6 protein-coding genes are annotated in these 6349 nt (G+C 70.0%); 1 reads left to right on the top strand and 5 read right to left on the bottom strand.

The annotated features are described in order from the left end of the window. Positions 1-250: hypothetical protein (locus PV363_RS03045; protein WP_301021651.1), on the top strand; the 250-nt coding region annotated here is incomplete at its 5' end. Positions 251-343: 93 nt separating this feature from the next. On the opposite strand, the gene ilvC is transcribed toward PV363_RS03045, so the two are convergent. From ilvC to PV363_RS03020, 5 genes are all read right to left on the bottom strand, one after another. Then, positions 344-1372, bottom strand: a complete 1029-nt coding sequence (ilvC, locus tag PV363_RS03040) for a ketol-acid reductoisomerase (RefSeq protein ID WP_220341183.1) — start codon at positions 1370-1372, stop codon at positions 344-346. Between the two features lie 81 nt (positions 1373-1453). Then, positions 1454-1990, bottom strand: a complete 537-nt coding sequence (ilvN, locus tag PV363_RS03035) for an acetolactate synthase small subunit (RefSeq protein WP_220341182.1) — start codon at positions 1988-1990, stop codon at positions 1454-1456. Next, positions 1990-3744 carry an acetolactate synthase large subunit gene (locus tag PV363_RS03030; RefSeq protein ID WP_220341181.1) on the bottom strand — a complete coding sequence of 585 codons (1755 nt, stop codon included), beginning with the start codon at positions 3742-3744 and terminating at the stop codon, positions 1990-1992. Before PV363_RS03030 ends, ilvN begins: the two co-directional genes overlap by 1 nt. 284 nt (positions 3745-4028) lie before the next feature. Continuing rightward, a complete protein-coding gene (ilvD, locus tag PV363_RS03025; protein WP_220341180.1) occupies positions 4029-5714 on the bottom strand; it encodes a dihydroxy-acid dehydratase in 1686 nt (561 codons plus the stop codon). A 57-nt stretch (positions 5715-5771) separates the two neighbouring features. Beyond that, positions 5772-6347, bottom strand: coding sequence for a hypothetical protein (locus tag PV363_RS03020; RefSeq protein WP_220341179.1), 576 nt, complete (start codon positions 6345-6347; stop codon positions 5772-5774). Between the last annotated feature and the right edge of the window lie 2 nt (positions 6348-6349).

Below are 6349 nucleotides of genomic sequence, written 5' to 3'. Positions count from 1 at the left end.
CGACGCGCGGGCCTCCTGGGACACCCGACCCGTCATCCTCTGCGAGATCGGCTGGGGCACCGTCCACCCACCGTGGGACAAGGAGCTCGAGGCCTTCGACATGCTGACATCGCTCGGCTACCGGACCGTCGGCGTCGATGGTTCCCCCGTCGACGTGCGCGAGCTCACCAAGACGACCGACGTGCTCTTCCTGCCCGATCATGTCCCTGCGTCGTCGGCAGACCCGCTGTCCCGAGCCGCGCTGCGCTGAGAGCAGGCCGCTCAGACGCCGACGGCGGTGAGTCCGGTCCCACGCCGTGATGCGCGTGGGACCGGGCTCACCGCCGGTCGGGACGTACGAGGGTCAGCGCGCAGCGGTGCCCTCGGTGTAGTCGTCGTCGCCGCTCTTGACCCAGGCCATGAGCTTGCGCAGCTCGCGGCCGGTGCCCTCGATCGGGTGCTCCTCGCCCTCGGCGCGCAGCTTCTTGAACTCCGCCGCACCGGCGTCCTGGTCGGCGATGAAGCGCTCGGCGAACGCGCCGTTCTGGATGTCGGCGAGGACCGCCTGCATGTTCTCCTTGACGCGCGCGTCGACGACCCGCGGACCGGAGACGTAGTCGCCGTACTCGGCCGTGTCGGAGACCGACCAGCGCTGCTTGGCGATGCCACCCTCGTACATGAGGTCGACGATCAGCTTGAGCTCGTGCAGGCACTCGAAGTAGGCGACCTCGGGCTGGTAGCCGGCCTCGGTCAGGGTCTCGAAGCCCGCCTGGACCAGTGCGGAGACGCCGCCGCAGAGGACCGCCTGCTCACCGAACAGGTCGGTCTCGGTCTCCTCGGTGAACGTCGTCTTGATGCCGCCGGCACGCAGGCCGCCGATGGCCTTGGCGTAGGAGAGGACCAGGGGCCACGCGTTGCCGGTGGCATCCTGCTCGACGGCGACGAGCACGGGGACGCCACGGCCCTCGACGTACTCGCGGCGGACGAGGTGACCCGGGCCCTTGGGCGCGATCATGCCGACGTCGACACCGGCCGGCGGCTTGACGTAGCCGTAGCGGATGTTGAAGCCGTGCCCGAAGATCAGGGCGTCGCCGTCGTTGAGGTTCGGCTCGATCGCCTCGGTGTAGAGGCTGCGCTGCGCCGGGTCGGGCGCGAGCACGACGATGACGTCGGCCTCGGCGCACGCCTCGGCCGGGGTGAGCACCCGAAGGCCCTCGTTCTCGGCCTTCTCACGGCTCTTCGAGCCCTCGGGGAGTCCGACGCGGACGTCGACGCCGGAGTCGCGCAGGGACAGCGCGTGGGCGTGGCCCTGGCTGCCGTAGCCGAGGACGGCCACGCTGCGGCCCTGGATGACGCTCAGGTCGGCGTCGTCGTCGTAGAACAGCTCAGGCACGGGGTTGCTCCTTCTCGTGGTGCCGTGTGGCACCGGGTGGTGCCGCTCGGATCAGACGTACGGCCCCTATCGACCGTACGCTCAGGCGGTCTGGGTGGACGCGCCGGGGACCGCCCGCAGGGTGCGGTCGGTGATCGACCGTCCTCCGCGACCGATCGCGACGCGTCCGGACTGGGCGATCTCGCGGATGCCGAAGGGCTCGAGCACCTTCAGCATCGCGTCGAGCTTGCCGGGGTCTCCGGTCGCTTCGATGGTCACCGCGTCGACGCCGACGTCGACGACCTTCGCCCGGAACAGCTGGACGGTCTCCAAGACCTGTCCGCGCGTCCGTGAGTCGGCGCGGACCTTGATCAGCATGAGCTCACGCTCGACCGAGGTGGTGGGCTCGAGCTCGACGATCTTGAGGACGTTGACGAGCTTGTTCAGCTGCTTGGTGACCTGCTCCAGAGGCAGCTCGTCGACGTTGACCACGATCGTCATCCGCGAGATCTCGGGGATCTCGGTCGGCCCGACCGCGAGCGAGTCGATGTTGAAGCCGCGGCGCATGAAGAGGCTCGCGACGCGGGCGAGCACACCAGGGGTGTTCTCGACCAGGACGGACAGGGTGTGCTGGCTCATCACAGTTCCTCGTCACCGAACTCGGGCGCCATGTCGCGCGCGATCTGGATCATGTCGTTGCTGACTCCGGCCGGGACCATCGGCCACACCATCGCGTCGCGGTGCACGACGAAGTCGATGACGACCGGCGCGTCGGTGATGGACATCGCCTTCTCGATCACCGCGTCGAGGTCCTCGGCCTTCTCGCACCGCAGCCCGACGCAGCCGTAGGCGTCGGCGAGCTTGACGAAGTCGGGGATGCGGGCCTCGTCGGCGCCGGTCTGCAGGTCGGTGTTGGAGTAGCGGCCATCGTAGAAGAGCGTCTGCCACTGCCGGACCATGCCGAGCGACGAGTTGTTGATGACGGCGACCTTGATCGGGATGCCCTCGAGCGCGCACGTCGCGAGCTCCTGGTTGGTCATCTGGAAGCAGCCGTCGCCGTCGATGGCCCACACCACCTCACCGGCGCGGGCGACCTGCGCTCCCATGGCGGCAGGGACGGAGAAGCCCATCGTGCCCATGCCGCCGGAGTTGATCCAGCGGGCGGGGCGCTCGTGCTCGATGAAGTTGGCAGCCCACATCTGGTGCTGTCCCACGCCGGAGGTGTAGGTCGCGCCGGGGCCGGCGATCTGGCCGATGCGCTGGATCACCCGTTGCGGCGACAGCGACCCGTCGTCCGGCTCCTCGTACCCGAGCGGGTAGCGGGCGGAGAGCGCCTGCATCTGCCCGCGCCACGGGGTGTAGTCGGCGGGGTGCTCGGCGTACTCGGCCTGCAGCGCGACGACCAGGTCGGCGATCACCTCACGGCAGTCTCCGACGATCGGCACGTCGGCGGTGCGGTTCTTGGAGATCTCAGCCGGGTCGATGTCGGCGTGGATGACCTTGGAGCCGGGCGCGAACGACTCCAGGTGCCCGGTCACCCGGTCGTCGAAGCGCGCACCCAGCGAGATGAGCAGGTCGCTCTTCTGGAGCGCACCGACGGCCGCCACCGTGCCGTGCATGCCCGGCATCCCGAGGTGGAGGGGGTGGCTGTCGGGGAACGCGCCGCGCGCCATCAGCGTCGTGACGACAGGGATGCCGGTCATCTCGGCGAGGACCTTGAGCTCGGTCGAGGCGTTGGCCTTCACGACGCCGCCGCCGACATAGAGGACCGGGCGCTCGGCCGCCGCGATGAGACGCGCCGCCTCACGGACCTGCTTGTTGTGCGGCCTGCTGGTCGGCCGGTAGCCCGGGAGGTGCAGCTCGGTCGGCCATGCGAAGGTCGTCGCGGACTGCAGCGCGTCCTTGGAGATGTCGACCAGCACCGGCCCGGGTCGGCCGGTGGACGCGATGTGGAACGCCTCGGCGATCGCTCGCGGGATCTCCGCGGCATCGGTCACGAGATAGCTGTGCTTGGTGATCGGCATCGTGATGCCGCGGATGTCGGCCTCCTGGAACGCGTCCGTGCCGATCGCGCGGCTCGCGACCTGCCCGGTCACGGCGACCATCGGGACCGAGTCCATGTAGGCGTCGGCGATCGCGGTCACGAGGTTGGTCGCCCCAGGGCCGGACGTCGCCATGCAGACACCGACCTTGCCGCTGGCCACCGCGTAGCCCTGAGCCGCATGACCGGCGCCCTGCTCGTGACGGACGAGGATGTGGCGGACCTTCTGCGAGTCCATCAACGGGTCGTACGCCGGAAGGATCGCGCCGCCCGGGATCCCGAAGACGACCTCGACCCCGGCGTGCTCCAGTGCCAGGACGAGGCTCTGGGCCCCGGTGACCTGCTCGCTCATCGCTGTCCCTTCGTACGGACCGGTCTCGCCGGCGTGTGGTGGGCGGCTGCCCTCGTGCTGGGGTCTTCTCGGACGGTCTGGTGGCAACAAAAAACCCCTCGGCCCGAGCGGGCATTCGAGGGGTGACGCGGAACCGTTGCCGGTCGCGCGTCAGTGGGGTACGAGAAGGAGGTTGCGCACGAGACAAGAGTGCGCGACGGGCCCCCGAGGGTCAAGCCAGCATCACTCGCGTCTCGCATCCTGAGATGTCCGTCCCACATGACGGCGTGCGCCCCTCCTCACGCTCAGCCCAGGACCGCCCCGTCCGCTGCCGAGCCGACGAGCTTGGCGTACTTCGAGAGCACGCCGCGCGGCGGCACGACGGGCAGCTTCGGCGTCCATCCGACCTTGCGCGCCTCGAGCTCGTCGGCGTCGATCTCCACGTCGAGGCGACGGTTCGCCACGTCGAGCGTGATGGGGTCTCCGTCGCGCACGAACGCGATCGGGCCGCCGTCGACGGCCTCCGGCGCGACGTGCCCGACGCAGAGCCCGGTGGTCCCGCCCGAGAAGCGGCCGTCGGTGAGGAGCAGGACGTCCTTGCCGAGACCCGCGCCCTTGATCGCCCCGGTGATGGCGAGCATCTCCCGCATGCCGGGGCCGCCCTTGGGCCCCTCGTAGCGGATCACGACGACGTCGCCGGCACCGATGGTGTCGTCGGCGAGCGCGGCCATCGCGGCCTGCTCACCGTCGAAGACCCGCGCCGTACCGCTGAAGACGCTCTCGTCGAACCCGGCGCTCTTGACGACTGCTCCCTGCGGGGCGAGCGTGCCCTCGAGGATCGTGAGTCCACCGGTCGCGTGGATCGGGTCGTCGAGGCGGCGGATGACGTCGCCGTCGACGGGCTGCACGAGCTCCGCGAGGTTCTCCGCCATCGTCTTGCCCGTCACCGTGAGGGTGTCGCCGTTCATCAGACCGGCGTCGAGCAGCGCCTTCATGACGACCGGGATGCCGCCGACCTTGTCGACGTCGTTCATCACGTAGCGGCCGAAGGGCTTGAGGTCACCGAGGTGCGGCACCTTCTCACCCACCCGCACGAAGTCGTCCAGCGTGAGGTCGACCTCGGCCTCGCGGGCGATCGCCAGCAGGTGGAGGACGGCGTTGGTCGAGCCCCCGAGCGCCATCACGACCGCGATCGCGTTCTCGAACGCCGGCTTGGTCAGGATCTGCCGGGCCGTGATGCCACGACGGAGCAGGTTGACCACGGCCTCGCCGGAGCGGTGCGCGAAGCCGTCGCGTCGACGGTCGACCGCCGGCGGGGCGGCCGAGCCGGGCAGCGACATGCCGAGAGCCTCGGCGACCGAGGCCATCGTGTTGGCGGTGTACATGCCGCCGCAGGCCCCCTCCCCCGGACAGATCGCGCGCTCGATGCGGTCGACCTCGTCACGCGAGATCATGCCCTTCAGGCAGGCGCCGACGGCCTCGAAGGCGTCGATGATGGTGACGTCCTTGCCGTCGACCTGCCCCGGCATCGTCGAGCCGGCATAGAGGAACACGCTCGACAGGTCGAGCCGCGCCGCGGCCATCAGCATGCCGGGCAGGCTCTTGTCGCAGCCGGCGAGGAGCACCGACCCGTCGAGCCGCTCGGCCATCATGACGGTCTCGACGGAGTCGGCGATGACCTCGCGCGACACCAGCGAGTAGTGCATGCCCTCGTGACCCATGGAGATCCCGTCGGAGACGGAGATCGTGCCGAACTCGAGGGGGTAGCCGCCCGCCGCGTGGACGCCGTTCTTCACTGCTCCGGCGAGACGGTCCAGCGAGAGGTTGCAGGGCGTGATCTCGTTCCAGCTGGAGGCGACGCCGATCTGCGGCTTCTGCCAGTCGTCGTCTCCCATGCCGACGGCACGGAGCATGCCGCGGGACGCGGTGCTCTCCAGTCCGTCGGTCACGTCACGACTGCGGGGCTTGATGTCGGGGGTCTCGGACGCCATAGCTCAAGATTACGGCGGACGAGGCGGGGTCCGGACGACGGTCCCGGGGGCTGGGACTCAGCGGCCGGGCGGGAGCACGTACGGGGCGAAGGCGAGGTAGGCGCAGGTGACCGCCCAGATCACACTGGTCATCGTCCCGATGATGAAGCGCTCGGCCGTCCCCGTCGTCTCGCCCCGAACCCCGGTCGCCGTGCCCATCTTGAGCTCCGGATAGCGGCCCAGTCCTTTGACGGCGAGCACGATGGCGACGCCCTCGGGCCACCGGGCCGCGAGCGAGCCGAAGACGGCGAGCCGCTCGAGCGCCCCGATCCACACCCCGCCGCGCAGGATGTCGGCCGCGGCGCTCATCGTCTGGCCGTGCGTGGTCGCCGGTGAGCGCGAGGAGTCGATGGTGTCGAAGACGGCGGAGGTCACCACACCGCCCCCGGCGACCGCCAGGACCATCGCGAAGAGGATCAGGATGTCGTGCTGGACACCGGTGACGGGCTCTCCGAAGATGCTCGCGACGACGGCGAGCGCGACCGCGAGACCGAGCACTGCGCCGACCACCTGGCGTCCGGGCTCGCTCTGGACGAAGGCCCATCCGACCAGCGCCAGGCAGGCGGCAGCGACCACCAGCACGTAGGTCGTCATCG

It is taken from the genome of Mumia sp., assembly GCF_028803055.1.
In the GTDB taxonomy this organism is placed as follows: domain Bacteria; phylum Actinomycetota; class Actinomycetes; order Propionibacteriales; family Nocardioidaceae; genus Mumia.
Note: the sequence above shows the minus strand (reverse complement) of the source record. Positions and strands in the feature narration are given on the sequence as shown.